Below are 24,785 nucleotides of genomic sequence, written 5' to 3' on the forward strand. Positions count from 1 at the left end.
ACCAATGGGCGGCCACCGGCGAGGAAGGAGACGAAGAGGCCATGGCGTTCCTCGACCGCGCGGCGCGCAGCCTGTTCCTGACCGAGCTGCTGGGCGGCATGGCGCTGACCTTGCGCTACATGTTCAAGCCCAAGGTCACGATCAACTACCCCTATGAGAAGGGCCCCATCAGCTCCCGCTTCCGCGGCGAGCATGTGCTCCGCCGTTATGCGAACGGCGAGGAGCGCTGCATCGCGTGCAAGCTGTGCGAAGCGGTGTGCCCGGCTCTCGCCATCACCATCGAGGCCGAACCGCGTGACGACGGCAGCCGCCGCACGACGCGCTACGACATCGACATGACCAAGTGCATCTACTGCGGCCTGTGCCAGGAAGCCTGCCCGGTCGATGCGGTGGTCATGGGGCCGAACTTCGAGTTCTCCACCGAATCCCGTGAAGAGCTCTTCTACAACAAGCAGAAGCTGCTGGCGAACGGCGACCGCTGGGAGGCGGAAATCGCCCAGAACCTCGCGGCCGAGGCTCCTTACCGGTAAGCGGAAGCGAGAAAAACGATGATACTCCAAGGCATCGCCTTCTACGTGTTCGCCGCGCTGCTGGTGGCCTCCGGTGTGATGGTCATCTCGGCGCGGAACCCCGTTCATTCTGTCCTTTTCCTGATCCTCGCCTTTTTCCAGGCAGCCGGTCTTTGCCTTCTGATGGGGGCAGAGTTCATCGCGATGATCCTCGTCATCGTCTATGTCGGCGCCGTCGCCGTGCTGTTCCTGTTCGTGGTCATGATGCTCGACATCAACTTCCGCGAGCTGCGCAAGGGTGCGATGGAAGCGCTGCCGCTGGGTGCGCTGGTGGGGCTGATCCTGCTGGCCGAACTGGCCGCCGTGCTCGGCGGCTGGATCGTGGCTCCCAACGTGGCGGCCATCGCCGGTGCGCCGACCCCGGCCTTCGATCAGGTGTCGAACACCCAGGCGCTGGGCCGGCTGATGTACACGCAGTACGTCTACCTGTTCCAGGCGTCGGGCATCGTCCTGCTGATCGCCATGATCGGCGCGATCGTCCTGACGCTGCGGCACCGTCCGGGCGTGCGCAAACAGAATGTCGGCGCTCAGATTTCCCGTCGCCGGGAAGACGTGGTCGTCATTCGCAAGGTTACGACCGGGGAGGGCGTGTGATCATGGAGATCGGTCTCGGACATTACCTGACGGTCTCGGCAATCATCTTCACGCTGGGTGTGCTGGGCATCTTCCTGAACCGGAAGAACGTCATCATCATCCTGATGTCGATCGAGATGATGCTGCTGGCGGTGAACCTGAACCTCGTCGCCTTCTCGACCTTCCTGCACGATCTGGTCGGCCAGATCTTCGCCATGATCATCCTGACCGTCGCCGCCGCCGAGGCGGCCATCGGCCTCGCCATCCTGGTGGTCTACTTCCGCAACCGCGGCTCGATCCGAGTCGAAGACATCAACATGATGAAGGGCTGAGGCGGCGCCATGGAAGTGCTAGTCGTATTCCTTCCGCTCCTGGCGTTCCTCGTCGCCGGATCGATCGCGCTGTTCGGCGGGCCGAAGGCCGAGCCGGCAGCCGCGGGTCACGGAAGCCACGGTCATGACCATGACGATCACGGGCACGCCCGGATCGCCCATGCCCATGACGATCATGCCCACCACATCTCGCACGACGAGCTGGACCACGCGCACGACGACGCCCACGACGACCACCATGTCGTCGCCGGTCCGCCGACCGTGGGCGACCGCGTCTCGCAGTTCGTGACCGCGGGCGCCGTCATCGTCTCGGCGATCCTCTCCTGGATCCTGTTCTTCGACGTCGCCGTGCACGGCAATCCGCGCACGATCGAGCTGATGACCTGGATCCAGAGCGGCACGCTGGACGTGAAGTGGGCGCTGCGCGTCGACCAACTCACCGCGGTGATGCTGATCGTTGTCAACACCGTCTCGGCCTGCGTGCACGTCTATTCCATCGGCTACATGGCCGAGGACCCGCAGAAGCCGCGTTTCATGGGCTACCTGTCGCTGTTCACCTTCGCCATGCTGATGCTGGTGACGGCCGACAATCTGGTCCAGCTGTTCTTCGGCTGGGAGGGCGTCGGTCTGGCTTCCTACCTGCTGATCAACTTCTGGTACGAGAAGCCCTCGGCCAACGCCGCCGCCATGAAGGCCTTCCTGGTCAACCGCGTCGGCGACTTCGGCTTCGCGCTCGGCATCTTCGCGATCTTCGTGCTGACGGGTTCGGTCCAGTTCGACACGATCTTCGCCAAGGCTCCGACGCTGACCGGTCAGACGCTGCATTTCCTCAGCTGGGACTTCAACGGCCTGACCATCGCCTGCCTGCTGCTGTTCATGGGCGCGATGGGCAAGTCGGCGCAGCTCGGCCTGCACACCTGGCTGCCGGACGCGATGGAAGGCCCGACCCCGGTGTCGGCGCTCATCCACGCGGCCACCATGGTCACCGCCGGCGTCTTCATGGTCTGCCGCCTGTCGCCCGTCTTCGAATACGCCCCGACGGCGCTCGAGGTGGTGACGGTGGTCGGCGGCCTGACCGCCTTCGTCGCGGCGACCATCGGCTTCACACAGTTCGACATCAAGCGCGTCATCGCCTATTCGACGATGTCGCAGCTCGGCTACATGTTCTTCGCCGCCGGCGTCTCGGCCTACGGCGCGGCCATGTTCCACCTGTTCACGCACGCCTTCTTCAAGGCCCTGCTGTTCCTCGGTGCCGGCTCGGTCATCCATGCCCTGCACCATGAGCAGGACATGCGGAAGATGGGCGGCGTCTGGCGCAAGATTCCCTTCACCTATGCGGTGATGTGGATCGGCAATCTGGCGCTCGCCGGTCTGCCCTTCTTCGCCGGCTACTATTCCAAGGACATGATCCTGGAGGCGGCCTTCGCCTCAGGCAGCGGGGTCGGGCGCTTCGCCTTCGCCCTGGGTATTGCTGCTGCTCTGCTGACCGCCTTCTATTCCTGGCGCCTGCTGTTCATGACCTTCCACGGCACGCCGCGGATGGACAAGGAAGTGTACGACCACGCTCACGAATCCCCCGTTGTCATGCTGATCCCGCTGGCGGTCCTGACGCTTGGCGCACTGTTCGCCGGCTTCGGTTTCCACCAGTGGTTCATCGGCCACGACCGGATGGAGTTCTGGGGCAAGGCCATCATGACCCTGCACGAGCATGACGCCATCGAGGCCGCGCACCATCACACCCCGGGCTGGGTCGCCATCGCCCCGCTGGTGGTCGGCCTGATCGGTATCGCCATGGCCTATATCGGCTATGTGATGATGCCCCGGCTGCCGGGCCGGATCGCCTCCACCTTCCGCGGCATCCACCAGTTCCTCTACAACAAGTGGTATTTCGACGAGCTGTACGACGCGCTGTTCACCCGTCCGGCCAAGGCCCTGGGCTACGGCCTGTGGAAGTCGGGCGACGGGGCGGTGATCGACGGCGTGGGTCCGGACGGCATCGCCGCCGCCACCCGCGACGTCGCGGCACGCGCCAGCCGGCTGCAGTCGGGGTACGTCTATCACTACGCCTTTGCCATGGTGATCGGGGTCGTCCTGCTCGTCGCCTGGCTGTCGGTCTTCGGCTGAGCGGTTTCGAAGGAGAACAACAACAATGGCTAGCTGGCCGATCCTGTCGTTCGCGACCTTCCTGCCGCTCGTGGGCGTCGCGCTGATCCTGCTGTTCTGCCGGGGCAATTCCCCGGACGTGCTGCGGAACGTGCGGTACATCTCGCTGTGGACGACCCTCGTCACCTTCGTCCTGACCCTGCTGGTCTGGGCCAACTTCGATCCGCGCAATCCCGGCTACCAGATGGTCGAGAAGGCGGGCTGGATCCCCGAGTTCGGCATCAACTACCACATGGGGGTCGACGGCATTTCCGTGCTGTTCGTCGTCCTCGCCGGCTTCCTGATGCCGCTGTGCATCCTGGCGAGCTGGGAGTCGGTGCAGGTCCGCCTGAAGGAATACATGATCGCATTCCTCGCGCTGGAAACCCTGATGATCGGGATGTTCTGCGCGCTGGACTTCGTTCTGTTCTACATGTTCTTCGAAGGCGTCCTGATCCCGATGTTCCTGATCATCGGCATCTGGGGCGGTCCGCGCCGCGTCTATGCCGCCTTCAAGTTCTTCCTCTACACGCTGCTCGGCTCGGTCCTGATGCTGCTGGCGATCCTGGCCATGTATTATGTGGCCGGCACCACCGACATCCCGACCATCACCGCCACCCAGTTCCCGCGCAACATGCAGCTGTGGCTGTGGCTGGCCTTCTTCGCCTCGTTCGCGGTGAAGGTGCCGATGTGGCCGGTCCACACCTGGCTGCCGGATGCCCACGTCGAGGCGCCGACCGCCGGTTCGGTGATCCTGGCCGGCGTGCTGCTGAAGATGGGCGGGTACGGCTTCCTGCGCTTCAACATTCCGATCCTGCCGGAAGCGACCGAGTATTTCGCGCCGCTGATCTACACCCTGTCGGTCGTCGCCGTGATCTACACCTCGCTGGTCGCTCTCGCCCAGGAGGACATGAAGAAGCTGATCGCCTACTCGTCGGTCGCCCACATGGGCTTCGTCACCATCGGCATGTTCGCGCTGAACCAGCAGGGCATCGAGGGTTCGGTGTTCCAGATGCTGTCCCACGGCGTGGTGTCGGGTGCGCTGTTCCTGTGCGTCGGCGTCGTCTATGACCGGTTGCACACCCGCGAGATCGCCCGTTACGGCGGCCTCGTGAAGAACATGCCGAAATACGCGGTGGTCTTCCTGTTCATGACCATGGCCTCTGTCGGCCTGCCGGGCACTGCCGGCTTCGTCGGCGAGTTCCTGGTGCTGATGGGCGTCTTCCGCGACAACACCTGGGTCGCCGCCCTCGCCGCCACCGGCATGGTTCTCGGCGCCGCCTATGCGCTGTGGCTGTACCGCCGCGTTGTCTACGGCAAGCTGACCAAGCCGGACGTCAAGGCGATGTTCGACATAACCCCGCGCGAAATCGCGGTGTTCGTGCCGCTGATCGTTGTCGTCCTGTGGATGGGCGTCTATCCCAGCAGCTTCCTGAACGTCACCTCGGCGTCGGTCGAGCAGCTGATCCAGACCTACCAGACCAAGCTGGCCGCGTCGCACGCCGCGTCCGGTGTCTCGGTCGCCGCTCGGTAAGGGGTTCTTCGACATGACCGCAGTGTTTCCCGACATCTGGCCGGCCCTGCCGGAGATCTTCCTGGCACTCTCGGGCGTCGCCCTGCTGATGCTGGGCGTGTTCCGCGGCGACGGTTTCACCCGTCCCGTCTCCTACCTGGCGATCGTCTGCATGCTGCTCGCCGCCGTCCTGGCGATGGGCTATGGCAGCGGCCGCGTCGTCACCTTCAACGGCATGTTCGTGATGGATGCCTTCGGCGTCTTCATGAAGGTGCTGGTGCTGGTGTCTGCGGCCTTCGCGGTCATCCTCTCGCTCGGCTTCAACGAGCGGGAGCAGATGGCCCGCTTCGAGTTCCCGGTGCTGATGCTGTTCGCCACGCTCGGCATGCTGATGATGATTTCGGCAAACGATTTCATCTCGCTGTATGTCGGCCTGGAGACGCAGAGCCTGGCGCTCTACGTCATCGCGGCCTTCCGCCGCGACAGCGGCAAGTCATCGGAAGCCGGCCTGAAGTATTTCGTCCTCGGCTCGCTCTCTTCGGGCATGCTGCTGTACGGCGCCTCGCTGGTCTACGGCTTCGCCGGCACGACTTCGTTCGACAAGGTGGCGGCGCTGTTCGCCGGCGGCGCGCATGTGTCGCCGGGGCTGGTGATTGGTCTGGTGTTCGTGATGGCCGGTCTGGCCTTCAAGATCTCGGCCGCTCCCTTCCACATGTGGACGCCGGACGTGTATGAGGGTGCGCCGACCCCGGTGACCGCCTTCTTCGCGGCGGCGCCGAAGGTGGCGGCCATCGCCCTGCTGACCCGCGTGGTGATGGAGCCGTTCGGCCACCTCGCCGCCCAGTGGCATCAGGTGCTGGTGGCAACCGCCATCCTGTCGATGGTGATCGGTTCCTTCGTCGCCATCATGCAGACCAACATCAAGCGCCTGATGGCCTACAGTTCCATCGGCCATGTCGGTTACGCGCTGGTCGGCCTGACCACCGGGACCCAGGACGGCGTGCGCGGCGTGCTGATCTACATGGCGCTCTACATCGCCATGAACATCGGTGCCTTTGCCGTCATCCTCAGCATGAAGGCCAAGGGCCGGATGCTGGAGGAGATCAAGGACTTCTCCGGCCTGTCCAAGACCAATCCGATGCTGGCCGCGACCATGGCGATCTTCATGTTCTCCATGGCCGGCATCCCGCCGATGGCGGGCTTCTTCGGCAAGCTCTATGTCTTCCTGGCCGCCGTCGCCGCGCAGGAATACACGCTGGCCGTTGTTGGTGTGCTGACCAGCGTCGTGGGTGCCTTCTACTATCTGCGCATCATCAAGATCATGTATTTCGATGAGCCCGCAGTGGTGGTCGACAAGGTCGACGACGACGGCATGACCGGCGTCCTGGTGCTGACCAGCCTGTTCACCCTGCTGTTCTTCGTCGCTCCGGCGCCGATCCTGAACGGTGCGGCTGCTGCCGCCGCGGCGCTGTTCGCCGGGTGACATCCGACCGATGACGTTATCGCTCGAAGCGGAGGCGGCGCGTCTGCGCCTGCCTCCGGGCTTCCAGGTCAAGGCCTTCGACTCCGTCGGCAGTACGAACGACGAAGCGAAGGCCTTGTCGCGTTCCGGGGCGCCCGAGGGCACAATCGTCTGGGCGCGCCGGCAGGACAGCGGCCGTGGACGCCGTGGTCGCGCCTGGACTTCCCCCGAGGGCAACCTCTACAGCACGACCATCCTGCGGCCCGGCCTGCCACCGGCGGAGGCGGCGCAGATCTCCTTCGTCGCGGCGCTCGCCATCGCGGAAACAGCCGAGTCGGTCCTGCCTGACCCGATCGGCGTTCGATGCAAATGGCCCAACGACGTTCTGGTGCATGACCGCAAGCTGTCGGGCATCCTGCTCGAGTCGGAACCGGCAGCCGACGGCAGGATCGCCTGGGTGGTGCTGGGGGTCGGCATCAACCTGCGGCATTTTCCCGCGACCGCCGATTACGGCGCCACCTCCCTGACCGCCGAGGGCGCTCCGCCGATGGGGCCGGGGGCGCTGCTCGAGGTCTATGCGGAGCATCTGGCCACTTGGTATGGCCGTTGGCGCGCCCATGGTTTCGCGCCCGTGCGCGAGGCGTGGCTGGCGCGGGCCAAGGGGTTGGGAGGGCCGATCCTGGTCAGGCTGGCCGATCGGACGATCCCCGGGACTTTCGCCGATCTGGACAGCGACGGCGTTCTGTTGCTTGATCCAACGGACGGAGGGCCGCGGCAGCGGATCGCCGCCGGCGATGTGTTCTTTGCCCCGCCTCCAGCGGGCTGAGTTCGCCAGCCGAGTTCAAACGTCCATCGCCTTCAGGACCTTGCCATGCTGCTTGCCATCGACGCCGGAAACACGAATGTGGTGTTCGCCATCTATGACGGCGACCGCCAGCGCGGCATCTGGCGCACGGCGACCGATCCAAAGCGCACCTCCGACGAGTACATGGTGTGGCTGACCCACCTGATGGCGTTGAGGGGGCTGAAACCGGTCGACATCCATGGCGCCATCATCGCCAGCGTGGTGCCCGGGGCCACCTTCAACCTGAAGCGGCTGTGCAAGGATCATTTCGGCTGCGAACCGGTGATCGTCGGCCAGCCCGGAGTCGATCTCGGTGCCAAGGCTCTGGTCGACCGGCCGGAGGAGGTGGGGGCCGATCGTCTGGTCAACACGGTGGCCGCCGCGGCGACCTACAAGACCCCGCTGATCGTCATCGATTTCGGTACGGCGACCACCTTCGACGTGGTGGATGCCGATGGCAATTACTGCGGCGGCGTGATCGCACCGGGGCTGAACCTGTCGTTGGAAGCGCTGCAGATGGCCGCGTCCAAGCTGCCGCGCGTCGAAATCCAGCCGCCCGCCGAGGTGATCGGCAAGAACACGATCGCCTGTATGCAGTCGGGCATCTTCTGGGGGTATGTCGGGCTGATCGAAGGGCTGGTCTCCCGCATCCGGGCGGAGTACGGCGAACCGATGCGGGTGGTCGCCACCGGCGGATTGGCTGTTCTTTTCGCCAAGGCTACCCATGTGATCGAACACACCGACAACGAGCTGACGCTCCGCGGTCTCCTCCTGATCCACAAGCGCAACACGGTCCAATGACACAATCCTCCAAGACAGCCGCCGGAACGTCCGAAGCCCCGGCGGACACCTTCGTTCCGGAGGATGGCGCGCTGTATTTCGTCCCGCTCGGCGGTTCCGGCGAGATCGGGATGAACCTCAATCTCTACGGCCATCGGGGCAAGTGGTTGATGGTCGATCTCGGCATCTCGTTTGCCGACGACACCATGCCCGGGCTGGACGTGATCATGCCGGACCCGACCTTCATCGCCGAGCGTCGCGACGATCTGGTCGGTCTGGTGCTGACCCATGCGCATGAGGACCATCTGGGCGCGGTGCAGTACCTGTGGCCGGAGCTGCGCTGTCCCGTCTATTGCACGCCCTTCACCGCAGCCTTCCTGCGCGCCAAGCTGCATGAGAAGGGCCTGAGCAGCACGGTGCCGATCCACGAAATCCCGCTGGGCGGCACGGTGGAGGCCGGTCCCTTCTCCGTCGAATACGTCACCATGACGCATTCGATTCCGGAACCGAACGCGCTCGCGATCCGTACCTCGGCCGGGACAATCCTGCACACCGGCGACTGGAAGCTGGACCCCGATCCGCTGGTCGGCGAGACGGCCGACGAGGAGCGGCTGCGCGCCATCGGCGATGAAGGGGTTCTGGCGCTGGTCGGCGACAGCACCAACGCGCTGGTGCCGGGTGCCGCCGGGTCGGAGGCGACCGTCCGTGCCGCCTTGATGGAGTTGTTCGGCCGCTACCGCGACCGCCGCATTGCCGTCAGCTGCTTCGCCACCAATGTGGCGCGGCTGGAGAGCATCGCCGCCGCCGCCGCCGCGCACGACCGCCATGTGGCGCTGGTCGGCCGGTCGCTGTGGCGCATCAACGAGGCGGCGCGGGCCACCGGCTATCTCACCGACGTGCCGAAATTCCTGTCGGAGCACGACGCGAGCTACCTGCCGCGAGAGAAGCTGGTGCTGATCTGCACCGGTAGTCAGGGCGAGCCGAGGTCAGCCCTTGCCCGCATCGCCGCCAACGATCATCCGCAGATCACGCTGTCGCGCGGCGACGTGGTGATCTTCTCCTCCCGCGAAATTCCCGGCAACGAGCGCGCCATCGGCCGCATGCAGAACCAGCTGGTCGCCCAGGGCGTCGAGCTGGTGACGGCGGACGAGGCGCCGGTCCATGTCTCCGGCCACCCGGCGCGGGACGAGCTGGTACGCATGTACCAGTGGGTGCGTCCGCGCATCGCCGTGCCCGTCCATGGCGAGCAGCGCCACCAGCAGGCCCATGCCGCCCTCGCGGAGGACTGTCAGGTCGCCCACAGCATCGTTCCGGCCAACGGCGAAGTCCTCCGGCTCGACGGGCCGGAGGGCGCGCGGGTGGTGGCCACTGTGCGGGCGGGACGCATGGCGGTGGACGGCAAGCGTCTGGTGCCGCTCGACACCGGCATGATGCGTGCGCGCAACCGCATGGTGAACAACGGCGCCGCCGTGGTGACGCTGGTGATGACCGGAACGGGCGAACTGATGACGGCGCCGCAGCTGGCGGTGATGGGGCTGATCGACGAGGCGACGGACCGCGACCTGCTGCTGGACGTGGTGGATGCGGTGCGCGAATCGGTGGCGATGCTGCCAAAATCGGCGCGGGCCGACGACGCCCAGGTGAAGGAGGCGGCGCGGATCGCCGTCCGCCGCTGCTTCAACGCGACCCATGGCAAGAAGCCGGTGACGGAGGTCCATCTGGTCCGCGTCTGAGCGAATCCAAGAACGGAAATGATGTATAACCGGCTTATCAGAGCCCGCTAACGGGCCAGCGACAGCCAGCGAGAGGACACGCATGATCGGGAAGCTCAACCACGTCGCCATCGTCGTTCCGGATCTTCCGGCGGCGACCGCGCTCTATCGCGACACGCTGGGCGCCGCGGTGTCGCAGCCGGTGGATCTGCCGCCGCACGGCGTCACCGTCGTCTTCGTCACCCTGCCCAACACCAAGATCGAACTGCTGCATCCGTTCGGCGAGAAGTCGCCGATCGCCGGCTTCCTGGAAAAGAACCCGTCCGGCGGCATCCACCACATCTGCTATGAGGTGGAGGACATCCTGGCAGCCCGCGACCGGTTGAAGGAGCAGGGCGCCCGCGTGCTGGGTGACGGTGAGCCGAAGATCGGCGCCCATGACAAGCCGGTCCTGTTCCTGCACCCGAAGGATTTCTGCGGGACGCTGGTGGAACTGGAGCAGGCCTGAACGGCTGAAACGCGGAGGGGACGATGGACAACTGGGTGACTGGAGCCTTCGTTTACATCGTCGTCTGGTGGGTGGTGCTGTTCGCGGTGCTGCCCTGGGGCGTCCGGACGCCGGAGAGCCCGGAGCCTGGCATGGCCACCTCCGCGCCGGTCGAACCGCGCATCCTGCGCAAGTTCATGATCACGTCGCTGGTCGCCCTGCTGGTGTGGCTGGTGATCTTCGGGATCGAGCGGTCCGGCATCATCTCCTTCCGGGAAATGGCGCGGGACATGTTCTGACGCCAGATTGCTCAGACTATCGAGGGGAGCGAGGCGGGTGAGCCTGACCTATTGCGCGGCCGCACCCGGCCATCCTCATCACGGCCCCTACCATGACGGCGAGTACGGCTTTCCCAGCAGCGACGACCGCGTGCTGTTCGAGCGTCTGGTGCTGGAGATCAATCAGGCGGGCCTGTCCTGGCTGACCATCCTGAAGAAGCGTGACGCTTTCCGCGCCGCCTTCGACGGGTTCGACATCGACCGGGTGGCCGCTTATGGCGAGGCCGAGCGGGCGCGGCTGCTGGCGGACGCCGGTATCATCCGCAACCGCCTGAAGGTGGACGCGGTGATCGAGAACGCCCGCCGCATCGTCGCGTTGCGGGAAACCCACTGCTCCTTCGACGGTTGGCTGCGCGCCCATCATCCGCTGACCAAAGCGGAGTGGGTGAAGCTGTTCGGCCGGACCTTCCGTTTCACCGGTGGCGAGATCGTCGGGGAGTTCCTGATGAGCCTGGGCTATCTGCCGGGCGCCCATCAGTCCGACTGCCCGGTTCAGGCCACCGTGCTTGCCCAGAGTCCTCCGTGGAAGGCGGCGGTGGACGCCGGGTATCGCGGGTACGCGCCCATGGAATAGGCAAACGGCCGCCCAGAACGACGGCAATCGCCGAAAAGCCGGGCAGAAATGCAAAAACTTTGTGCATGAAGTGTCTCTGCCTTTGTTTTGGGCTTGCTATAGCCGTGGCTCGGGTTCACTCTTTGGGAGTGATGAGGGAGGATATTCCTCCCTTTCCGACGCCTGGTGGCGATTCCTCCCTAAACTCGACAGGCCGCGCCGCTTCTGCCGCGCGGCCTTTCTTTATCCGGCGGGCGGGAGGAGACCGGGCAGGGGCGCGGACAGAAAATTTCCGCGCTGCTCCAGAAAACGTTAACGGTTTACTTGGTAGCGTTGCTTGGCATAGCTCGCATCGGAGATTTCCCCAATCAGGGCTATGAGCCGGGCTGCGAGATCGTCACCGGCGGGCACACCGCCGGGGCGAAACCGCTTTGCCCACTTTTCAGTTGGGCCTTTGCCCGCTTCGGCGGGTGGCAGGAAAAAGGACGACAGTCGAGGCGCCGATGGCCGCGAATGAAAACGAACGGTTCGATCAGTTCGCCGCGGTTCTGTCGACCGAACTGTTGGAGCGGACCAAGAAAAGCATGGAGTTGCTGGCGCCGGAGCTTCAGCCATGCTCGGTCTTGCCCTTCATCCAGACACCGTCCTTCGTCGAGTTCTATCAGGAGTTGGTGCGCGTCGGCATCCTGCCGGTGGTGCTCAGCCGCCGTCCGGTGCGCGCGATCGTCGGCGACGTCGATTGGGCGCGGGAGGGGCGCGAATATCTGCTGACGGTCCTCGACGACCGCTCCAACGCTGTCTTCACCGCCTGGGAATATGCCTGGGACTCGCTGTGGGACGAACGCAAGGTCGGGCAGGACAGCGGTGGCGGGAATCAGGCCAAACCGAAGAAAGGGTTTTTCAGCGCGCTGTTCGGCCGCAAGCGCGAGGAGAAGGCGGACAGAGCCGGCGGCGAAGGCGGCGAGGGCGGTGTCATGGCCGGCCTGCATACCATGCTGACCGAACTGGCGGAAAAGCGGGGTTTCCTGCCGCTGTTCCATGACGATGTCCGCATCCTGAAGGCGCTGCCGCGCCTGAAGCCCGGCCGCGTGGCGCAGGCGTGGAAGGAGATCTCGCAGTACCACCACCAGGAATTCTACCTGCCCGAACCCGAACAGGCGAAGCCGGGTGTGACCTCCGAGTGCCTGCAGAAATGGCATTACAATCTGCCGGACAAGATCGGCGAGTTCCTGGTGCTGAAGGCCGCGGTGGACCTTGAGCATGTGAACAAGCCCTTCATCGGCAAATACATCCGCCAGTCGGCGCGGACCCAGGAGGAGGCGGAAAAAGGAATGCCCTACCTGTCGCTCTACTGGAAAGCCATGCGCAACCCGGCCCCGGTGGCCGAGCGGCACACGCTGTGAGCGCGCGCGGCACCCTGCACGCCGGCCTGGCGGCTGCGGCATTTTTCCTGGCGGCCATGCCGGCATCGGCGCAAACCCAGCAGCCGCGTCCCGGCCCGATCCCGCTGACCCCTGATGCCGCCCGCGACCGGCCGGTGGTGGATCTGTCGCTGTGCCAGCGGCTGACCCGTCATGTGCCGGCCGCCGACGTCGAATACCGGCCGGGCGTGGATGTGCATGGCCGCGCGGTCGCCCCCGCGGACTTGGCCGGCAGCGCGGGCGCGCAGCCGCCGATCCCGATCGATTTGCCGCTGTCGGTCGATCTTGCCCGGCGCATGGGAATCGCCCTGCCGTCGGTGCCGTTTCTGCCCGACGAAGTCACCGCGGTATGGCTGACCGTCGTCGGGAACCAACTCTATCTGAACGGCCAACCGATCGATCCGGGCGCCGAGGAACGCCTTTACCTCTACTGCCGCTCCCGGTAGCCGGCGGCCAAGCGGGGGGCTTACAGTGGACAAGTGCGGGCGACCTTCCTAAAGTCGCTCACCCGCCGCGCCCGTGTCCGTTCCTGTCCGCAGGGGCCATGCGCGTGCGGCCTTGTCGAACACCTCGCACACGAGAGCAGAGCCATGCGGCTGTCCAGCTTCTTCATGCCGACCCTCAAGGAGACCCCGACCGAGGCGCAGATCGTCTCGCACCGCCTGATGCTGCGGGCCGGGATGATCCGCCAGACCAGCGCCGGCATCTATGCCTGGCTGCCGCTGGGCTATCGGGTTCTGCGCAAGATCGAGCAGATCGTCCGCGAGGAGCAGGACGCAGCCGGCGCGCAGGAACTGCTGATGCCGACCATCCAGTCGGCCGATCTGTGGCGCGAGAGCGGCCGTTACGACGATTACGGCAAGGAGATGCTGCGCATCACCGACCGTCACGACCGCGAGATGCTGTTCGGCCCGACGAACGAGGAGATGATCACCGACATCTTCCGCTCCTTCGTCAAGAGCTACCGCCAGTTGCCGCTGAACCTCTACCACATCCAGTGGAAGTTCCGTGACGAGATCCGCCCGCGCTTCGGCGTGATGCGCGGCCGCGAATTCCTGATGAAGGACGCCTATTCCTTCGACATCGACGCGGACAGCGCGCGCCGTTCGTACCAGAGAATGTTCCTGGCCTATCTCCGCACCTTCGCCCGCATGGGGCTGAAGGCGATTCCGATGCGCGCCGACACCGGCCCGATCGGCGGCGACCTGAGCCACGAGTTCATCATCCTGGCCGAGACCGGCGAGAGCGGTGTCTTCTGCCACAAGGACTGGATGGACCTGGACGTGCTGAAGGACGCCCCCGGCATCGAGGACGACCTGCAGCCCTTCTTCGACCGCGTCACCGCAATCTACGCCGCGACCGACGAAAAGCACGATCCGGCCAACAGCCCGGTGCCGGAGTCGGATCTTGTTTCGGCCCGCGGCATCGAGGTCGGCCACATCTTCAACTTCGGCACCAAGTATTCCAAGCCGATGAACGCCGTGGTCGCCGGCCCTAACGGCGAATCGATCCCGGTGGAGATGGGCAGCTATGGCATCGGCGTGTCGCGCCTGATGGGTGCGATCATCGAGGCCAGCCACGACGACAACGGCATCATCTGGCCGGACGCCGTCGCTCCCTTCAATGTCGGCCTGATCAACCTGAAGTCCGGCGACGCCGAGACCGACCGCGTCTGCGCCGAGCTGTATGCGAAGCTGGAATCGGCCGGCCTTGAAGTCGCCTATGACGACCGCGACGAGCGCCCCGGCGCCAAGTTCGCCGACATGGACCTGATCGGCGTTCCATGGCAGCTGGTCGTCGGCCCGCGCGGCCTGAAGAACGGCGTCGTCGAGCTGAAGCGCCGCGCGACGGGCGAGAAGGAAGAGCTGCCGGTCGAGGCGGCGTTGGCGAAGCTGTTGGGCTGATCGGCTTAGCTCGAACAGGAAGCCCGGATCGCCCAAGTCGGCGATCCGGGCTTTGCCCTTTTCCCGCCACGCTCACGTTCTTATGTAGGGCATCGTTTCCGCCCACCTACATGCCCTCGCCACAGGACCCCCGCCTCATGATCTTCAACGCCTTCGAACGCATGGTCGCGATGCGTTACCTTCGGGCGCGCCGCCAGGAAGGGTTCATCTCGGTCATTGCGGGGTTCTCGCTGCTGGGCATCGCGCTCGGCGTGGCGACGCTCATCATCGTGATGGCGGTGATGAACGGCTTCCGGGCGGAGCTGCTGGGCCGGGTGCTCGGCCTCAACGGGCATCTCAACGTCTATAACATGCGCGGCGGGCCGCTGCCGGACTTCGACATCCTGGCCGGCAAGCTGCGCAACACGCCGGGCGTGGTCAACGTCACTCCGACCGTGGAGGGGCAGGCGCTGGTGTCGGTGCGCGGCGTCGCATCGGGCGCCGTCATCCGCGGCGTGCGGCCGGAGGATTTCCGGGTGCGCCCGACGCTCGCCAACAACATCATCCGCGGTTCGGCGGATGAGTTCGGCGAGGACCGCGTCGCCATCGGCGTGCGCATGGCCCAGCGGCTGGGCCTGAGCATCGGCGACCAGATCACGCTGATCGCCCCCCAGGGCAACGTCACCGCCTTCGGCACCGTGCCGCGGATGCGCAGCTATCCCATCGGCGCGATCTTCGACGTCGGCATGTTCGAATACGACAACAGCTTCATCTTCCTGCCGCTGGAGGAGGCGCAGGCCTTCTTCCGCACCGGCGACGCCGTGACCTCGCTTGAGGTCTTCGTGAGCGACCCGATGCAGATCGCGTCGGCCCGCGCCGCCGTCCAGTCGGTGGTGGCGGGGGAGGGCAGAGTGGTCGACTGGCAGCAGTCGAACGCCAGCTTCTTCACCGCGCTGCAGGTCGAACGCAACGTGATGTTCCTGATCCTGTCGCTGATCATCATGGTCGCCGCCTTCAACATCATCTCCAGCCTGATCATGCTGGTGAAGGACAAGGGGCGCGACATCGCGATCCTGCGCACCATGGGGGCGACGCGCGGCATGATCATGCGCATCTTCTTCCTGTCCGGCGCCAGCGTCGGGGTGACGGGGACCTTGCTGGGACTTGCGCTCGGCGTGTCCTTCGCGCTGAACATCGAGAGCATCCGACAGGTCATCCAGGGGCTGACCGGGACCAACCTATTCAATGCCGAGATTTACTTCCTGTCCCACCTGCCGGCGAAGATCGACTGGAGCGAGGTCATTCAGGTGACTCTAATGGCGCTGGGCCTGTCCTTCGCCGCCACCATCTATCCGTCCTGGCGTGCCGCCCGGCTCGATCCGGTGGAGGCCCTGCGCTATGAGTGACGTGGTTATGCAGCCGATGCTGGAATTGAAGGGCATCGTCCGCCGCTTCGAACAGGCGGGCGAGACGCTGGAGGTGCTGCGCGGGGTCGACCTGACCGTCGGCGCCGGAGAGCTGGTGGCGCTGGTCGGCCCGTCGGGTGCCGGCAAATCGACGCTGCTGCACATCGCCGGACTGCTGGAGCGGCCGACCGACGGCATCGTGAGAATCGCCGGCACCGACGTGTCCAACCTGGATGACGGCAAGCGGACGGAGGTGCGGCGGCGCTCCATCGGCTTCGTCTACCAGTTCCACCACCTGCTGCCGGAATTCTCGGCGCGGGAGAACATCGTCCTGCCGCAGATGATCGCCGGCGTGTCGAAGTCGGTCGCCCGCCAGCGCGCGGACGAGCTTCTGCGCATGGTCGGGCTGGAGCAGCGCGGCACCCACCGCCCGGCCCGCCTGTCCGGTGGCGAGCAGCAGCGCGTCGCCATCGCCCGCGCGCTGGCCAACGCCCCGTCGCTGCTGATCGCCGACGAGCCGACCGGCAACCTCGACCCGCACACGGCGGAGCATGTCTTCGCCATGCTGTCGGCCATCGTCCGGCAGGCCAAGGTCGGCGCCCTGGTGGCGACCCACAACCTGGACCTCGCCCGCCGCATGGACCGGGTTCTGGAGATGCGCGACGGGCATCTGGTGGAGTATCAGCCGTCGGAACTGGTCCCCCTGAGCGAGGTGGCGCCGGAAGCCCCATAAGCAGCGTCATAGGCCGAAAGCGGATCCGCACCCCCGGTTGCCAAGCCGGCGCGGCGCCCCCACTCTCAAGCGCGACCGCACCGGCTGAGTTGCGGCGCCGAAAAGACAGGGGGCATCGGGGATGGACCAGCGGATCATCGATCTCTACGACGAATACACCCATGCGCCGCTGCCACGCCGGGTCTTCCTGGAACGGTTGGCAGCGCTGGCCGGCAGTGCGGCAGCCATTCCCGCGATTCTGTCGGCGATCGAGCCGAACTATGCCCGTGCCGCCGTGGTCGGCGAGAACGACACCCGTCTGGCGGCGGAAAAGGTGTCCTTCCAGGGGGCGACCGGCGACGTGTCCGGCTATCTTGCCCGGCCAAAGCTGATCGACAAGGCTCCGGCGGTCGTCGTCGTCCACGAGAACCGGGGCCTGAACGCCTATGTCGAGGACGTCGCCCGCCGCCTTGCCACCGAAGGCTTCGTGGCGCTGGCGCCGGACCTGCTGTCGCCGCTGGGCGGCACGCCGCAGGACGCCGACAAGGCCCGCGACATGATCGGCCAGCTCGATACCGACAAGACGGTCAACAATCTGATCGCGGCAATGAGCTACCTGATGGCCTACCGCTATTCCTCGGCGAAGGTCGGGGCGGTCGGCTTCTGCTGGGGCGGAGGCATGATCAACCGGCTGGCGATCAAGGCGCCCGATCTGAAGGCGGGCGTCGCCTTCTACGGCCCGACCCCCGACCCGGCGCTGGTCGGTACGGTGAAGTCGCCGCTGCTGCTGCACTATGCCGGGCTGGACCAGCGCGTGAACGCCGGCATCCCCGCCTATGACGAGGCGCTGAAGAAAGCCGGCGTCGAGCATCAGATTTATGTGTACGAGGGCGTCAACCACGCCTTCCACAACGACACCTCGGCCGAGCGCTACAACAAGGAGGCCGCCGATCTGGCCTGGAAGCGCACGGTGGAGTTCCTGAAGGCGAAGCTGGCGTAGGGTGGGGGCAATCAGCCCAACAGCTGCGCGGTGTCCACGACCTTTGCATACTCCCCGTCCATGTTGGCGAGCGACAGGTTGTGGACCTCGTCCGCCGTCCACAGCCGCCCCGACCGGTCTTTCCTGGCGAAGGTGAAGCAGGCGTCGGCCACCAGGCGCACGTCGTAGCCGAGGTTGCCGGCCATCCGCACCGTCGCCTCGACGCTGTTGTTGGTGACGACGCCGGCCACCACCAGCGTGGCGATGCCGCGGCCGCGCAGCCACTCGTCCAGGCCGGTGCCGATGAAGGCGCTGTTCACCCGCTTGCCGATCACCGTCTCGGCCGGAAGCGGCATCGCCTCGTCCTTGAAGGCGTGGCCGGGGCTGCCGGGGCGGTAGCTGGAGTCGGGCTCCACCGAATCGTGGCGGACATGGACGATGGGCCGTCCGTCCCGCCGCCAAGCGGCCAGCAAGACGGCGACGTTGGCCTCCGCCTGCGGGTTGTTGCGCGGGCCGATCCGGCTCCAGCGTGGGTCGTCGATGGCATTCTGCAGGTCGATGACCAGCAATGCGGCGTTGGAGGAGAGGGTTTCCATGCCGACGATCCTGCCGCGATAGTCCATCGCGTGACAAGTCCGCCGGTTTCTGGCTCTAATCCGGCGCTCGACCATCGTTTCCCGTTTCAAGCGCTCGTCCGGAGGCGCCGTGCTCGCATCCCCCCTGTCATTGCTCGCCGTCGCCGCCGGAGGTGCCGCCGGATCGGTGGCGCGTTACCTGGCGCTGTTGCTGGTCGCACAATGGATCGGCACCCGCTTTCCGGTGGGGACGATCATCGTCAATGTGATCGGCTGCACGGTGATGGGGGTGCTGTCGGAGCTGGCGGTGCTGACATGGTCGCCGTCGCCGGAACTGCGAGCCTTCCTTCTGGTGGGCATCCTGGGCGGCTTCACCACCTTCTCCTCCTTCACGCTGGACATCGGTGTCCTCGTCGCCCGTGACGAGATCGCTGCGGCGGCGGGTTACTTCCTCGCCTCGACGCTGTTCAGCGTGGTGGGCTTCTTTGCCGGCCTGTGGGCCGTGCGTTCTCTTGTTTCGGTGTCCATCTGATGACTGACTCTCCCAAGCCCACTGCCGATCACGCTGATACCACGTCGACTGAAGCCAAAGGCGACAGCAAGGTCGAAATCCGCACCGTGACGGCCGACGAGGCCGACATGCGGCTCGACCGCTGGTTCAAGCGGCATTTCCCCGACGTGAACCACAGCTACCTGCAGAAGCTGCTGCGCACCGGCCAGGTCCGCATCGACGGTAAGCGGGCGGAGACGTCGTCGCGGCTGGTGGCCGGGCAGGGCATTCGCATCCCGCCGCTGGCCGCCTGGGCCGCGCCGGTCAGGGGGCCGAGTCAGGGAGCCAGCAAGCCCAAGGGCATGTCGGACAAGCAGATCGCCGAACTGCAGGCGCTGGTGCTCTACCGCGACGCCGACGTCATCGCCATCAACAAGCCGGCCGGTCTGGCGGTGCAGGGCGGCACCGGCACCTCCAAGCATCTCGACGCCATGCTGGATGCCCTGCGCTTCGACGGCAACGAGCGGCCGAAGCTGGTCCACCGGCTGGACAAGGACACCTCGGGCGTGCTGCTGCTGGCCCGCACCACCTTCGCCGCCAGCAAGCTGACGGAACTGTTCCGCGGCAGCGCGGTGCGCAAGATCTACTGGGCCGTCACCGTCGGCGTACCGACGCCCTACCAGGGCAAGATCGACCTCGCGCTGGCCAAGGAAGGCGGCCCGCAGGGCGAGCGGGTGGCGGAGAACAAGGAAGAGGGCAAGCGCGCCGTCACCGTCTATTCGGTGCAGGAGAATGTCGGCAAGCAGGCGGCCTTCGTCGCCATGTGGCCGCTGACCGGCCGCACCCACCAGTTGCGCGTCCACATGGCCGCCGTCGGCACGCCGATCCTGGGCGACGGCAAATATGCCGGGCAGGGCGCCTTCCTGGCCGGGGCGGAGGTGGCGAAGAAGCTGCATCTGCATGCCCGCCGGCTGATCCTGCCGCACCCGCGCGGCGGCAAGACCATCGACGTGACGGCGCCGCTGCCTGACCACATGCAGGCGACCTGGAAATATTTCGGCTTCAGCCCCAACCTGCGCGACGACCCGTTCGAGGATTTCGAGTGATGGCCTCCTCGGGGAAAGCGCCGCTGCGATTGGCTCTGTTCGACTGCGACGGCACCCTGGTCGACAGCCAGTTCGCCATCATCGACGCCATGACCCAGGCCTGGGCCGAGCATGGGCTGGGCGAACCCGACGCTGCCGATGTCCGCCGCATGGTCGGGCTGTCGCTGGTGGAGGCAGTGGCCCTGCTGCTGCCGAAGCGCGACGCGGACCTGCATGTCGCGGTGGCGGAGAGCTACAAGCGGGCCTTCTCCAGCGCCCGCAGTCGCGGCGAGGTGGACGAGCCGCTGTTCCCCGGCATTGTCGACACGCTGGCGGCGCTGGAGGCGGCGGGCGTGCTGCTGGGCGTCGCCACCGGCAAGTCGCGGCGCGGGTTGGACGCGGTGCTGAGGGGCCACGGGCTGACCGGTCGCTTCGTCACCTTGCAGACCGCCGATGTCGGCCCCGGAAAGCCCAATCCGCACATGGTGCAGCGTGCGCTGGCGGAGACCGGTGCTGACGAGGCGGCGACGGTTGTGATCGGCGATACGACCTACGACATACAAATGGCCCGCAACGCGCGGGTGCGGTCGGTCGGTGTTTCCTGGGGGTATCATGCGGTGCCGGAGCTGGAGCGGGCCGGGGCCGACCGCATCGTTCACCGCGGGCGTGACGTCGCCACCGCGGTGCTGGAGCTTTTGGAAGGGTAAGCGATGAAGCGTTTCTACAAGGCGGCGGACGTCGGCGAGACCGAAGGCGGCTTTCAGGTCGAGTTGGACGGCCGTCCGGTGCGCAGCCCGGCCAAGGCGCCGCTGATCTTCCCCAGCCGGCCGCTGGCCCAGGGCGTGGCGGATGAATGGTCGGCGCAGGGCGATCGGATCGACGCCCATTCGATGCCGCTGATGCAGCTGTCGAGCACCGCGATCGACCTGATCCCGGCCAAGCGGCCGGACATCGTCCAGGCCATCAGCGCCTATGCCGGCACCGACCTGCTGTGCTACCGCGCCGAACATCCCCAACCGCTGGTGGAGCGGCAGGCACAGCATTGGCAGCCGCTGCTGGATTGGGCGGCGCTGACCTATGACGCGCCGCTGCATGTGTGTGCCGGACTGATGCCGCAGCCGCAGCCGGAGGAGGCGCTGGGCGCCCTGCGCCGGGTGGTGGAGCGGACCGACGACTGGTATCTGTCGGCGCTGCAGACCGCGACCGGCGTCTGCGGGTCGATCATCGTGGCGCTGGCGCTGCTGGAAGGCCGCCTCAGCGCCGAAGAGGCGTTCGAGGTCTCGCAGCTGGACGAAACCTATCAGATCGAACAATGGGGCGAAGACGCCGAGGCCACGAAACGCCGCGCCAACGTGCGCGCGGAGATCGTGGCCTGCCGGCGGTTCGTGGATCTGCTGCGGGGGTGAGGTGTGGGGGCGTCAGACCCCCACACCGTCAGGAACCCCTTACTTCGTGGTGGTGGTGCCGGTGGAACCGCTGGTGGGGGCGGCGCCCGGCGCCACCTTCTCGGTCTCGGCCGGCTTCCGGTTCTTGTTCAGCGACGTCATGGTGTCGTCGTACTTGAACTCCGGCATCGCCTTGACATCGTCGCGGCTCATGCCGGCGAGGTTCAGGCGGTTGTTCTGCGAATCCCAGTTGGCGGCGCTGTAATCGACGGCGACCTGCTTCTCGCCGATGCCGAGGAAACCGCCCGAGCTGATGACCAGCTGCTTGGCCTTGCCGCTGGCGTCGAGGATGACGTCCTCGATTTCGCCGATCTTGTTGTTGTCCCGGCCGTAGACGTTCTTGCCGATCAACTCGTCGGCACTGGCCAACTGGCCGCCCAGGCCGCCGGACGTGGCGGCGCTGCCGGACGTCGTGCTGTCCGACTTGGTGGCATCGGACTTCATCGTATCCGACTTCACCGTACCGGTCTTGGTGCCGTCCGGGGCCGCGGAGTTGGACATGCTGGAGGTGGAGGAAGACGGGTTGCCCACGGTCGGCGAAGTGGTCTGTGCGACGGCGGCGCCGGTCATGAGAGCCAGCGAAGCGGCGGTAGCGATCAGGATGCGACGCATGGGGGGCTCCTTTGTCGTTGTGTCGAGGACACGGGGTTCGTGTGTCTAGAGACATCGGAACAACAGCGATGGAGCCCGTTTTATTGCACCTTCCGGGAATTCTTTTGGTGAGGGACTACCCCTTTGAGGTGTGATCCCAGTCCGGTTCGTGCGGAATCAGCGCCACCGGACCGGCATGGAAGGTCAGTCCGTTTTCGGCCGCGCGCTGCACGTCTTCCAGTCGCAGCAGGGCGAGTGCGGCACCATCGCGGGTGCTGCGCACCTCGCCGGCATCCTTGCCGTCCAGCGTCACCGGTGTGCCCGCTTCCGGCGCCGCGCCTTCGAAGGTGACGGGGAACAGCTTCTTCTTGATGAGGGCGCGGTATTTGGTGCGGGCGGTCAGTTCCTGCCCCATGTAGCAGCCCTTGTCCCAGGAGATGGCGTTCAGCGCGTCCATCCGGCTTTCCAGCGGTATCGACTTTTCCGGGATCAGGTCCAGCGTGCCGTCCGGCACGCCGAGCGACAGGCGCAGCCGGTCGTAGTCCGCCACGTCCCGCCGCGCCAGTCCGGCCGACTCCAGTGCGGCGACCCCATCGGCCGGCAGGAACAGACGGGCGCCCAAAGCCGGCAGCCGCGGATCGGTGAAGGCGACTCCGCCGGCGAAGGGCCGCGCCGCGCCCGGTTCGGCCGGCAGCCCGAGCGCCTCCAGCGCGCCGTTCCCGAAGGCGACGGCCACGCACAGCCGGTCCGCCCGGTCTTCCAGGGCGATCTTCGACCGCAGCTTGTACATCTTCAGCCGCCGCAGCAGGTCGGCGCGCCGGTCCGTTTCCGGATCCAGCAGCAGGACGGCATCCTCGCCGCTGTCCGACTCGACGATGCTGAAATCATGCAGGAACTTGCCCTGCGGGGTCAGGAACAGGGCGTAGGCGGCATGGTCGGGCGTGACCCGCAGCATGTCGTTGGACACCAGCCCCTGCAGGAAGGCCTTGCGGTCCTCGCCCGAAACCGCCACCACGCTCCGCTGGTCCAGCACTGCGTAACCCGCCGACATCCTAGCCTCCCCATCACTCGATAGCCTGAAGTGTTGGGCCGAACGGGCCCGCTGGCAAGAGTCTGCCGCATTGCAGAAGGCTGGGTTGCGAGTGCCGACTGTGGCATGATGACCAAAGCGGCAGATGCATCACCGTTGGGCAGAGGATCGGCTGTTGACGGCCGGTGGTGCCGCCGGATTACTCTGTTGGTAGCGGTGGCACGGCTTTGGCAATGCCATGCAGGTTTGACCTTTTCCCGGATTGCTCCTCCTTGCCTTCGCCCGCCGAGACCTTACCCCCGGACGCTCCGCCGCCCCGACTGGAGCTGCGCGGCATCACCAAGCGATTCCCCGGCTGCCTGGCCAACGACCATGTCGACCTCGTGCTGCAGCCGGGCGAGATCCATGCGCTGCTGGGCGAGAACGGGGCCGGCAAGTCCACCCTGGTCAAGATGATCTACGGGGTGCTGCACCCTGATTCCGGCACGATGCTGTGGCAGGGGGCGGAGACGACGGTGCCCGATCCGGCCGGTGCCCGCCGGCTCGGCATCGGCATGGTGTTCCAGCATTTCTCGCTGTTCGACACGCTGACGGTGACGGAGAACATCGCCCTCGGCCTCGACGATGCCGGGCCGATGGACCAGCTCGCCGACCGCATCCGCATGGTGTCGGAACGCTATGGGCTGGCGCTCGACCCCGGCCGCCACGTCTTCCACCTGTCGGTGGGTGAGCGGCAGCGGGTGGAGATCGTGCGCTGCCTGTTGCAGGACCCGAAGCTGCTGATCATGGACGAGCCGACCTCGGTCCTGACGCCGCAGGAGGCCGCCAAGCTGTTCGAGACGCTGCGCGTCCTGGCGGCGGAGGGCTGCACGATCCTCTACATCTCGCACAAGCTGGAGGAAATCCGCGCCCTGTGCAGCCGCGCCACCGTGCTGCGCGCCGGCAAGGTGGTGGGTGCCGCCGACCCGCGGCAGGAGACGGCACGCAGCCTCGCCGAGATGATGATGGGGGCGGAGCTGTCGACCCCCGAACGGCCGCCGCAGGGCGCCGCCGGGGCCGCCCGCCTAACGGTGCGCCATCTGTCGACGACCTCCGACAACCCATTCGCCACCAATCTGAAGGACGTCAGTTTCGAGGTGCGGGCGGGCGAGATCCTGGGCATCGCCGGTGTCGCCGGCAATGGTCAGGCGGAGCTGATGGCGGCGCTGAGCGGCGAGGTGCTGCTGGCCGACGCCGACGCCGTGGTGATCGAGGGCGCATCGGCCGGACATCTGGGGCCGCGGGCGCGCCGCGAACTCGGCCTCGCCTTCGTGCCGGAGGAGCGGTTGGGCCGCGGCGCCGTGCCGGAGCTGAGTCTGTCGGAGAATGCGCTGCTCTCGGGCTATGCCCGCGAACCGCTGGTGCGTGGCGGCATGGTCCATTTCGCCCGTGCCCGTGCCTATGCCGAGACCATCATCCGCGGCTTCAACGTGGTCGCCCATGGCCATCGGGCGGAGGCGCGGTCGCTGTCCGGCGGCAATCTGCAGAAATTCATCATCGGTCGCGAAATCCTGCAAAAGCCCAAGCTTCTGGTCGTCGGCCAGCCGACCTGGGGCGTCGATGCCGGTGCCGCGGCCGCCATCCACAAGGCGCTGATCGATCTGGCCCGGTCGGGTGCGGCGGTGCTGGTCATCAGCCAGGATCTGGACGAGCTGTTCGTGCTGAGCGACCGGATTTCCGTGCTGTTCCACGGCCGCCTGTCCGACAGCCGGCCGACGCACGAGACGACGGTGGAACGCATCGGCCTGCTGATGGGCGGCCTGTTCGGCACGCCGCCGGACGAAGACGGGGAGATCACGCGTGCGGTCTGATGGTTATTTGAGC

General features: G+C 66.3%; 26 protein-coding genes and 1 pseudogene. 24 read left to right on the top strand and 3 right to left on the bottom strand.

What is annotated here, in order from left to right; all coding sequences use genetic code 11:
- Nucleotides 1–41: 41 nt before the first annotated feature.
- The 19 genes and pseudogenes from nuoI to FZ938_RS09035 all read left to right on the top strand — a co-directional run bounded on the left by nuoI (nucleotide 42) and on the right by FZ938_RS09035 (nucleotide 17,727).
- Nucleotides 42–530, top strand: a complete 489-nt coding sequence (gene nuoI / locus FZ938_RS08950) for an NADH-quinone oxidoreductase subunit NuoI (protein ID WP_014248411.1) — start codon at nucleotides 42–44, stop codon at nucleotides 528–530.
- Nucleotides 531–548: 18 nt separating this feature from the next.
- On the top strand, nucleotides 549–1,163 hold the full coding sequence (locus FZ938_RS08955) for an NADH-quinone oxidoreductase subunit J (protein ID WP_149198180.1): 615 nt from the start codon (nucleotides 549–551) through the stop codon (nucleotides 1,161–1,163).
- 2 nt (nucleotides 1,164–1,165) lie between these two features.
- On the top strand, nucleotides 1,166–1,474 hold the full coding sequence (gene nuoK / locus FZ938_RS08960; protein WP_014248409.1) for an NADH-quinone oxidoreductase subunit NuoK: 309 nt from the start codon (nucleotides 1,166–1,168) through the stop codon (nucleotides 1,472–1,474).
- A gap of 9 nt (nucleotides 1,475–1,483) precedes the next feature.
- Nucleotides 1,484–3,598 (top strand): NADH-quinone oxidoreductase subunit L, encoded by a 2,115-nt coding sequence (gene nuoL, locus FZ938_RS08965; RefSeq protein WP_149198181.1) that lies wholly within the window; start codon nucleotides 1,484–1,486, stop codon nucleotides 3,596–3,598.
- 25 nt (nucleotides 3,599–3,623) lie between these two features.
- Complete coding sequence (locus tag FZ938_RS08970; RefSeq protein WP_149198182.1) at nucleotides 3,624–5,150, top strand: NADH-quinone oxidoreductase subunit M; 1,527 nt, start codon at nucleotides 3,624–3,626, stop codon at nucleotides 5,148–5,150.
- A 13-nt stretch (nucleotides 5,151–5,163) separates the two neighbouring features.
- Nucleotides 5,164–6,612, top strand: a complete 1,449-nt coding sequence (gene nuoN, locus FZ938_RS08975; protein ID WP_149198183.1) for an NADH-quinone oxidoreductase subunit NuoN — start codon at nucleotides 5,164–5,166, stop codon at nucleotides 6,610–6,612.
- A 10-nt stretch (nucleotides 6,613–6,622) separates the two neighbouring features.
- Nucleotides 6,623–7,417, top strand: coding sequence for a biotin--[acetyl-CoA-carboxylase] ligase (locus FZ938_RS08980; protein ID WP_149198184.1), 795 nt, complete (start codon nucleotides 6,623–6,625; stop codon nucleotides 7,415–7,417).
- A gap of 45 nt (nucleotides 7,418–7,462) precedes the next feature.
- Entirely contained in the window at nucleotides 7,463–8,236 is a 774-nt protein-coding gene (locus FZ938_RS08985; RefSeq protein ID WP_149198185.1) for a type III pantothenate kinase, read from the top strand.
- On the top strand, nucleotides 8,233–9,948 hold the full coding sequence (locus FZ938_RS08990; RefSeq protein WP_149198186.1) for a ribonuclease J: 1,716 nt from the start codon (nucleotides 8,233–8,235) through the stop codon (nucleotides 9,946–9,948). The genes FZ938_RS08985 and FZ938_RS08990 overlap by 4 nt, the downstream gene beginning before the upstream one ends.
- A gap of 82 nt (nucleotides 9,949–10,030) precedes the next feature.
- Nucleotides 10,031–10,435 (top strand): methylmalonyl-CoA epimerase, encoded by a 405-nt coding sequence (gene mce / locus FZ938_RS08995; protein WP_085089939.1) that lies wholly within the window; start codon nucleotides 10,031–10,033, stop codon nucleotides 10,433–10,435.
- 23 nt (nucleotides 10,436–10,458) lie between these two features.
- Nucleotides 10,459–10,713 (top strand): DUF1467 family protein, encoded by a 255-nt coding sequence (locus FZ938_RS09000; protein WP_149198187.1) that lies wholly within the window; start codon nucleotides 10,459–10,461, stop codon nucleotides 10,711–10,713.
- 37 nt (nucleotides 10,714–10,750) lie between these two features.
- Nucleotides 10,751–11,326, top strand: coding sequence for a DNA-3-methyladenine glycosylase I (locus tag FZ938_RS09005; RefSeq protein ID WP_149198188.1), 576 nt, complete (start codon nucleotides 10,751–10,753; stop codon nucleotides 11,324–11,326).
- Between the two features lie 482 nt (nucleotides 11,327–11,808).
- Nucleotides 11,809–12,708 carry a hypothetical protein gene (locus tag FZ938_RS09010; RefSeq protein ID WP_149198189.1) on the top strand — a complete coding sequence of 300 codons (900 nt, stop codon included), beginning with the start codon at nucleotides 11,809–11,811 and terminating at the stop codon, nucleotides 12,706–12,708.
- Nucleotides 12,705–13,172, top strand: coding sequence for a hypothetical protein (locus FZ938_RS09015; protein ID WP_246457766.1), 468 nt, complete (start codon nucleotides 12,705–12,707; stop codon nucleotides 13,170–13,172). The genes FZ938_RS09010 and FZ938_RS09015 overlap by 4 nt, the downstream gene beginning before the upstream one ends.
- Before the next feature lie 144 nt (nucleotides 13,173–13,316).
- Nucleotides 13,317–14,630, top strand: a complete 1,314-nt coding sequence (gene proS / locus FZ938_RS09020; RefSeq protein WP_149198190.1) for a proline--tRNA ligase — start codon at nucleotides 13,317–13,319, stop codon at nucleotides 14,628–14,630.
- 137 nt (nucleotides 14,631–14,767) lie between these two features.
- Entirely contained in the window at nucleotides 14,768–16,015 is a 1,248-nt protein-coding gene (locus tag FZ938_RS09025) for a lipoprotein-releasing ABC transporter permease subunit (protein WP_149198191.1), read from the top strand.
- On the top strand, nucleotides 16,008–16,748 hold the full coding sequence (locus FZ938_RS09030) for an ABC transporter ATP-binding protein (protein WP_149198192.1): 741 nt from the start codon (nucleotides 16,008–16,010) through the stop codon (nucleotides 16,746–16,748). Before FZ938_RS09025 ends, FZ938_RS09030 begins: the two co-directional genes overlap by 8 nt.
- Nucleotides 16,749–16,860: 112 nt before the next feature.
- Nucleotides 16,861–16,941, top strand: a pseudogene (locus FZ938_RS31510) (hypothetical protein); the annotation flags it as partial.
- Between the two features lie 147 nt (nucleotides 16,942–17,088).
- On the top strand, nucleotides 17,089–17,727 hold the full coding sequence (locus tag FZ938_RS09035) for a dienelactone hydrolase family protein (protein ID WP_425492020.1): 639 nt from the start codon (nucleotides 17,089–17,091) through the stop codon (nucleotides 17,725–17,727).
- 11 nt (nucleotides 17,728–17,738) lie between these two features.
- Here FZ938_RS09035 and FZ938_RS09040 read toward each other — a convergent pair whose 3' ends face one another.
- Nucleotides 17,739–18,329 (bottom strand): cysteine hydrolase family protein, encoded by a 591-nt coding sequence (locus FZ938_RS09040; RefSeq protein ID WP_246457770.1) that lies wholly within the window; start codon nucleotides 18,327–18,329, stop codon nucleotides 17,739–17,741.
- A gap of 82 nt (nucleotides 18,330–18,411) precedes the next feature.
- On the opposite strand from FZ938_RS09040, the gene crcB reads away from it, so the two are divergent.
- From crcB to FZ938_RS09060, 4 genes are read left to right on the top strand one after another with little or no spacing between them, the layout of a single operon-like run.
- On the top strand, nucleotides 18,412–18,813 hold the full coding sequence (gene crcB / locus FZ938_RS09045) for a fluoride efflux transporter CrcB (RefSeq protein WP_149198194.1): 402 nt from the start codon (nucleotides 18,412–18,414) through the stop codon (nucleotides 18,811–18,813).
- The gene (locus tag FZ938_RS09050; protein WP_149198195.1) at nucleotides 18,813–19,877 is read left to right on the top strand and encodes an RluA family pseudouridine synthase; all 1,065 of its coding nucleotides are present in this window, start codon (nucleotides 18,813–18,815) and stop codon (nucleotides 19,875–19,877) included. The genes crcB and FZ938_RS09050 overlap by 1 nt, the downstream gene beginning before the upstream one ends.
- Entirely contained in the window at nucleotides 19,877–20,563 is a 687-nt protein-coding gene (locus tag FZ938_RS09055) for an HAD-IA family hydrolase (protein ID WP_149198196.1), read from the top strand. Before FZ938_RS09050 ends, FZ938_RS09055 begins: the two co-directional genes overlap by 1 nt.
- A 3-nt stretch (nucleotides 20,564–20,566) precedes the next feature.
- Nucleotides 20,567–21,262: an ATP12 family chaperone protein gene (locus FZ938_RS09060; protein WP_149198197.1), complete on the top strand. Its 696-nt coding sequence runs from the start codon at nucleotides 20,567–20,569 to the stop codon at nucleotides 21,260–21,262.
- 39 nt (nucleotides 21,263–21,301) lie between these two features.
- Here the strand turns inward: FZ938_RS09060 and FZ938_RS09065 are convergent, their stop codons facing one another.
- Together FZ938_RS09065 and ygfZ are read right to left on the bottom strand one after the other, a co-directional pair.
- Nucleotides 21,302–21,913: a PRC-barrel domain-containing protein gene (locus tag FZ938_RS09065; RefSeq protein ID WP_149198198.1), complete on the bottom strand. Its 612-nt coding sequence runs from the start codon at nucleotides 21,911–21,913 to the stop codon at nucleotides 21,302–21,304.
- A gap of 115 nt (nucleotides 21,914–22,028) precedes the next feature.
- Nucleotides 22,029–22,943, bottom strand: a complete 915-nt coding sequence (gene ygfZ / locus FZ938_RS09070; protein ID WP_149198199.1) for a CAF17-like 4Fe-4S cluster assembly/insertion protein YgfZ — start codon at nucleotides 22,941–22,943, stop codon at nucleotides 22,029–22,031.
- A 212-nt stretch (nucleotides 22,944–23,155) separates the two neighbouring features.
- Here ygfZ and FZ938_RS09075 point away from each other — a divergent pair, with 212 nt between their 5' ends.
- A complete protein-coding gene (locus tag FZ938_RS09075; protein ID WP_246457773.1) occupies nucleotides 23,156–24,772 on the top strand; it encodes an ABC transporter ATP-binding protein in 1,617 nt (538 codons plus the stop codon).
- The last annotated feature ends 13 nt before the right edge of the window (nucleotides 24,773–24,785 follow it).

The sequence above is a fragment of the Azospirillum oryzae genome (assembly GCF_008364795.1).
Taxonomy (GTDB): domain Bacteria; phylum Pseudomonadota; class Alphaproteobacteria; order Azospirillales; family Azospirillaceae; genus Azospirillum; species Azospirillum oryzae.

What these genes read in the sequence shown, in the direction of transcription:
- nuoI (WP_014248411.1), top strand. Translation starts at nt 42, where the DNA reads ATGGCGTTCCTCGACCGCGCGGCGCGCAGCCTGTTCCTGACCGAGCTG.
- FZ938_RS08955 (WP_149198180.1), top strand. Translation starts at nt 549, where the DNA reads ATGATACTCCAAGGCATCGCCTTCTACGTGTTCGCCGCGCTGCTGGTG.
- nuoK (WP_014248409.1), top strand. Translation starts at nt 1,166, where the DNA reads ATGGAGATCGGTCTCGGACATTACCTGACGGTCTCGGCAATCATCTTC.
- nuoL (WP_149198181.1), top strand. Translation starts at nt 1,484, where the DNA reads ATGGAAGTGCTAGTCGTATTCCTTCCGCTCCTGGCGTTCCTCGTCGCC.
- FZ938_RS08970 (WP_149198182.1), top strand. Translation starts at nt 3,624, where the DNA reads ATGGCTAGCTGGCCGATCCTGTCGTTCGCGACCTTCCTGCCGCTCGTG.
- nuoN (WP_149198183.1), top strand. Translation starts at nt 5,164, where the DNA reads ATGACCGCAGTGTTTCCCGACATCTGGCCGGCCCTGCCGGAGATCTTC.
- FZ938_RS08980 (WP_149198184.1), top strand. Translation starts at nt 6,623, where the DNA reads ATGACGTTATCGCTCGAAGCGGAGGCGGCGCGTCTGCGCCTGCCTCCG.
- FZ938_RS08985 (WP_149198185.1), top strand. Translation starts at nt 7,463, where the DNA reads ATGCTGCTTGCCATCGACGCCGGAAACACGAATGTGGTGTTCGCCATC.
- FZ938_RS08990 (WP_149198186.1), top strand. Translation starts at nt 8,233, where the DNA reads ATGACACAATCCTCCAAGACAGCCGCCGGAACGTCCGAAGCCCCGGCG.
- mce (WP_085089939.1), top strand. Translation starts at nt 10,031, where the DNA reads ATGATCGGGAAGCTCAACCACGTCGCCATCGTCGTTCCGGATCTTCCG.
- FZ938_RS09000 (WP_149198187.1), top strand. Translation starts at nt 10,459, where the DNA reads ATGGACAACTGGGTGACTGGAGCCTTCGTTTACATCGTCGTCTGGTGG.
- FZ938_RS09010 (WP_149198189.1), top strand. Translation starts at nt 11,809, where the DNA reads ATGGCCGCGAATGAAAACGAACGGTTCGATCAGTTCGCCGCGGTTCTG.
- proS (WP_149198190.1), top strand. Translation starts at nt 13,317, where the DNA reads ATGCGGCTGTCCAGCTTCTTCATGCCGACCCTCAAGGAGACCCCGACC.
- FZ938_RS09025 (WP_149198191.1), top strand. Translation starts at nt 14,768, where the DNA reads ATGATCTTCAACGCCTTCGAACGCATGGTCGCGATGCGTTACCTTCGG.
- FZ938_RS09030 (WP_149198192.1), top strand. Translation starts at nt 16,008, where the DNA reads ATGAGTGACGTGGTTATGCAGCCGATGCTGGAATTGAAGGGCATCGTC.
- FZ938_RS09040 (WP_246457770.1), bottom strand. Translation starts at nt 18,329, where the DNA reads ATGGACTATCGCGGCAGGATCGTCGGCATGGAAACCCTCTCCTCCAAC.
- FZ938_RS09050 (WP_149198195.1), top strand. Translation starts at nt 18,813, where the DNA reads ATGACTGACTCTCCCAAGCCCACTGCCGATCACGCTGATACCACGTCG.
- FZ938_RS09055 (WP_149198196.1), top strand. Translation starts at nt 19,877, where the DNA reads ATGGCCTCCTCGGGGAAAGCGCCGCTGCGATTGGCTCTGTTCGACTGC.
- FZ938_RS09060 (WP_149198197.1), top strand. Translation starts at nt 20,567, where the DNA reads ATGAAGCGTTTCTACAAGGCGGCGGACGTCGGCGAGACCGAAGGCGGC.
- FZ938_RS09065 (WP_149198198.1), bottom strand. Translation starts at nt 21,913, where the DNA reads ATGCGTCGCATCCTGATCGCTACCGCCGCTTCGCTGGCTCTCATGACC.
- ygfZ (WP_149198199.1), bottom strand. Translation starts at nt 22,943, where the DNA reads ATGTCGGCGGGTTACGCAGTGCTGGACCAGCGGAGCGTGGTGGCGGTT.
- FZ938_RS09075 (WP_246457773.1), top strand. Translation starts at nt 23,156, where the DNA reads ATGCCATGCAGGTTTGACCTTTTCCCGGATTGCTCCTCCTTGCCTTCG.